General features: G+C 44.8%; 1 protein-coding gene. It reads right to left on the reverse strand.

Features of this window, described 5'->3' with window-relative positions:
• Positions 1-121 precede the first annotated feature (121 nt).
• Positions 122-315: hypothetical protein (locus RYH74_RS26375; protein WP_317410633.1), on the reverse strand; the 194-nt coding region annotated here is incomplete at its 5' end.

A 315-nucleotide genomic window follows, 5' to 3' on the forward strand; every position in this document is an offset into this window, starting at 1 on the left:
GAATCACAGGAATTTAGACCATGGATATGAGGTCTCCAAGGACGCAAACGAAGGACGTTTGGTAGTCGGAAAAGGGACTTAGATAGGCAAGGAGCCTATCAGATATGGATGGTCATCTAGTCTAACGGTTAAGACAGCGAAACGGATCAAGCTCAGGAAGTAGCTCAGCTGACAGGAAGTAAAAGGATAGCCAAAACTCATCAGGAAGATGAAGAACAACACTTTTTGGCATGGAAAGCTCGAAAAACAAAAGGATTCTTGGTGCACCAAATGAGTGCAACACAGTTTCGCCACCAATGGTGGCATTCAGAAAGC

This window comes from Pseudomonas sp. LSJ-87 (assembly GCF_032971465.1).
Taxonomy (GTDB): Bacteria; Pseudomonadota; Gammaproteobacteria; order Pseudomonadales; family Pseudomonadaceae; genus Aquipseudomonas; species Aquipseudomonas putida_Z.